The 2985-nt window shown below is 66.8% G+C and carries 7 protein-coding genes; all 7 read right to left on the bottom strand.

What is annotated here, in order from left to right:
- Positions 1 to 104 (bottom strand): ribosomal protein S19 family protein (locus VKH46_03965; GenBank protein ID HKB69974.1); only part of this gene is annotated, 104 nt, incomplete at its 3' end.
- A gap of 3 nt (positions 105 to 107) precedes the next feature.
- Positions 108 to 929, bottom strand: a complete 822-nt coding sequence (rplB, locus tag VKH46_03960) for a 50S ribosomal protein L2 (GenBank protein HKB69973.1) — start codon at positions 927 to 929, stop codon at positions 108 to 110.
- Positions 930 to 937: 8 nt separating this feature from the next.
- Positions 938 to 1228: a 50S ribosomal protein L23 gene (locus VKH46_03955; GenBank protein HKB69972.1), complete on the bottom strand. Its 291-nt coding sequence runs from the start codon at positions 1226 to 1228 to the stop codon at positions 938 to 940.
- A complete protein-coding gene (gene rplD, locus VKH46_03950; protein HKB69971.1) occupies positions 1225 to 1857 on the bottom strand; it encodes a 50S ribosomal protein L4 in 633 nt (210 codons plus the stop codon). Before rplD ends, VKH46_03955 begins: the two co-directional genes overlap by 4 nt.
- 5 nt (positions 1858 to 1862) lie before the next feature.
- Positions 1863 to 2507 (bottom strand): 50S ribosomal protein L3, encoded by a 645-nt coding sequence (rplC, locus tag VKH46_03945; protein ID HKB69970.1) that lies wholly within the window; start codon positions 2505 to 2507, stop codon positions 1863 to 1865.
- 4 nt (positions 2508 to 2511) lie between these two features.
- Positions 2512 to 2826: a 30S ribosomal protein S10 gene (gene rpsJ / locus VKH46_03940; GenBank protein ID HKB69969.1), complete on the bottom strand. Its 315-nt coding sequence runs from the start codon at positions 2824 to 2826 to the stop codon at positions 2512 to 2514.
- 17 nt (positions 2827 to 2843) lie between these two features.
- Positions 2844 to 2985 (bottom strand): elongation factor Tu (tuf, locus tag VKH46_03935; protein ID HKB69968.1); only part of this gene is annotated, 142 nt, incomplete at its 5' end.

The following is a 2985-nucleotide window of genomic DNA, read 5'->3' as shown; positions in this document are numbered from 1 at the left end:
GACCAGGTCTTGACGACCTTCTTCTCGCGCGACTCGTTCAACACGTCGATCTTCTTCTTCAGGTGGTCGTCGAGGAACGGGCCTTTTTTGATCGAGCGAGCCATCGTCTACTTCCTTCGCCGGACGATCATCGCGTCCGTGCGCTTGTTGTTGCGGGTCTTGAAACCCTTCGTCTTCCAGCCCCACGGCGAGACCGGATGCCGGCCTCCCGACGTCTTGCCTTCGCCGCCGCCCATCGGGTGGTCGACGGGATTCATCGAAACGCCGCGGTTGTGCGGGCGCCAGCCGAGCCAGCGCGAGCGTCCCGCCTTGCCGATCGAGAGGTTCTCGTGCTCGATGTTGCCGACCTGGCCGATCGTCGCATAGCAGTCGATGAAGACCTTCCGCGTCTCTCCGGAGGGGAGGCGGACCTGCGCGTAGTCCCCTTCCTTGGCCATCAGCTGCGCCGCCGCGCCGGCCGAGCGGACCATCTGGCCCCCCTTGCCGCGCTTCAACTCGATGTTGTGGATCGTCGTGCCGACCGGGATCCCCCGCAGCGGAAGGGCGTTGCCGGGAAGGATGTCGGCCTTCGGACCCGAGACGACGCGCGCTCCGACCTCGAGACCGACGGGGGCGAGGATGTAGCGCTTCTCGCCGTCGGCGTAATGCAGGAGAGCGATGTTCGCGGTGCGGTTGGGGTCGTACTCGATCGAGGCCACGCTCGCCGGGACGTCCATCTTCTCCCGGCGGAAGTCGATGACGCGGTACTGGCGCTTGTGGCCGCCGCCCATGAACCGGGAGGTGATCTGGCCGCTGCTGTTGCGGCCCCCCGTCCGGCGCTTGGGCGTGACGAGGCTCTTTTCCGGCCGGTCGGCCGTGATCTCCGAGAACGTCATCGACGTCTGGAACCGCCGGCCGGCGGACGTGGGTTTGAACGACTTTACGGGCATCGAATCACCTACACGCCTTCGAAGAATTCAATGGGCTTTTCCCCCGCCGCGAGGCGCACGTACGCCTTCTTCCAGTCGCGGCGCTGGCCGGCGAACTTCCCCATCCGCTTCCACTTCCCCACCCGGTTGGCGACGCGGACGGAATCGACCTTCACGTTGAAGAGCATCTCGACGGCGGCCTTCACTTCGATCTTGTTCGCGCCGGGATCGATCTCGAAGCACACCGTGCGGGCGGCGTCCTTCAGGCGGGTCGACTGCTCGGTGATGAGCGGGCGGCGAATGACCTGATGCAGGTTCATGATCTCCCCTCGAGGGTCTTCGCGACCCGGGCGAGCGCCTCGCGCGTGGCGACCACGAACCCGTGGTTCAGGACGTCGTACGCGTTGACGCCGAGCGGATCGACGTGCTTCAACCCCTTCACATTCGAGAGCGCCCGCGAGAGGTTCTCGTTGTCGCGCGAATCGACGAAGAGCGCCTTCCCGGTGATCCCGAGACCGCTCAGGTTGCCGAGCAGCTCGCGCGTCTTGTGGGACTCGAGCGCCAGGTCCTCCAGGACGACGAGCCGCGCCTCCTTCACCTTGCGGGAGAGGACCGAGCGAAGCGCGTTCTTCTTCTCGTTGACCGAGATGCCCTGGGCGTAGGAGCGCGGGACCGGCCCGAACACCGTGCCGCCGTGGCGGTGGATCGGCGGGCGGCCGCCGCCCTGCCGGGCCCGCCCGGTCCCCTTCTGCTTGAAGGGCTTCCGGCCGGAGCCGGACACTTCCGCGCGCGTCTTCGTCTTGTGCGTCCCGCTCCGGAGACCGGCGAGATGCGCCTTCACGACCGCCCAGACGAGGTGCCTTCGGTACGGCTGCTCGAAGACCGACGCCGGGAGCTCCACGGCACCGACCTTTTCCTTCTTCCAGTTCCAGACGTCTACGCTCGCCATTTCCGTCACTCCGATTTCGTCGCGAAGGTGGAGCGGACGATCTTCACGTAGGAGTTGCGCGCTCCCGGGACCGGTCCGCACAGGTAGATCAGATGGTTTTCGGCGTCGACCTTCGCCACCACGACGTTCTTGCTGGTGGCGTGGCGGCCGCCGAGGCGGCCCGAGGACCGCGTGCCCGGGTAGACGCGCGACGGAAACGCCGACGGCCCGATCGAGCCGGGGGCGCGGTGGAACATCGACCCGTGCGTCGCGCGGCCTCCGGCGAAGTGGTGCCGCCGGACGACGCCCGCGAACCCCTTCCCCTTCGACCACCCCTCGACGTCGACGTGCTCGTTCTCCGAGAACGTGTCGGCGAGGACCTTGTCGCCGGGCTTCAAATCGTCCCCTTCCGCGACGCGGAACTCGGCGAGCTCGCGCATCGGCGCGACGGTCGCCTTCTGGAAGTGGCCCTTCAGCGCCTTCGTCACGTTGCGCGGCGCGCGGTCCTCGACGAGACCGAGCTGGATGGCGTCGTAGCCGTCCCGGGCGGCCGTCTTCTTCTGGACGACGAGGCACGGGCCGGCCTTGACGACCGTCACGGGGACGACGGTGCCGTCCTCGCGGAAGATCTGGGTCATGCCCACCTTTTTCCCGATCAGTCCCTGAATCATGGCGTCACTTCCCGAATGCCTTGATCTCGACGTCGACGCCGGCCGGGAGCTCGAGCTTCATGAGCGCGTCCACCGTCTGGGAGGACGGCTCGAGGATGTCGAGCAGCCGTTTGTGCGTCCGCATCTCGAATTGTTCCCGCGACTTCTTGTCGACGTGCGGCGACCGGTTCACCGTGTAGCGGGCGATCGAGGTCGGCAGCGGAATCGGCCCCGCGATCCGGGCTCCCGTTCGCCGAGCGGTGTCGACGATCTCCGCGGCCGACTGGTCGAGCACGCGGTAATCGAAGGCCTTGAGCCGGATGCGGATTTTGTCGTTCATCGTTTTACCCCGATCCTCTACTGAATGATCTCGGTGATGGTTCCGGCGCCGACGGTGCGGCCGCCCTCGCGGATGGCGAACCGCAGCCCCTTCTCCATGGCGATGGGCGTGATCAGCTCGATCTCCATCGCCACGTTGTCGCCCGGCATCACCATCTCC

The organism is Thermoanaerobaculia bacterium (assembly GCA_035260525.1).
Taxonomy (GTDB): domain Bacteria; phylum Acidobacteriota; class Thermoanaerobaculia; order UBA5066; family DATFVB01; genus DATFVB01.
This window is presented reverse-complemented; position numbering and strand designations above follow the sequence as displayed.

Excerpts from the sequence above, each read along its gene's own strand:
- rplC (HKB69970.1), bottom strand. The coding sequence starts at position 2,507 with ATGATTCAGGGACTGATCGGGAAAAAGGTGGGCATGACCCAGATCTTC.
- VKH46_03955 (HKB69972.1), bottom strand. The coding sequence starts at position 1,228 with ATGAACCTGCATCAGGTCATTCGCCGCCCGCTCATCACCGAGCAGTCG.
- rplD (HKB69971.1), bottom strand. The coding sequence starts at position 1,857 with ATGGCGAGCGTAGACGTCTGGAACTGGAAGAAGGAAAAGGTCGGTGCC.
- rplB (HKB69973.1), bottom strand. The coding sequence starts at position 929 with ATGCCCGTAAAGTCGTTCAAACCCACGTCCGCCGGCCGGCGGTTCCAG.
- rpsJ (HKB69969.1), bottom strand. The coding sequence starts at position 2,826 with ATGAACGACAAAATCCGCATCCGGCTCAAGGCCTTCGATTACCGCGTG.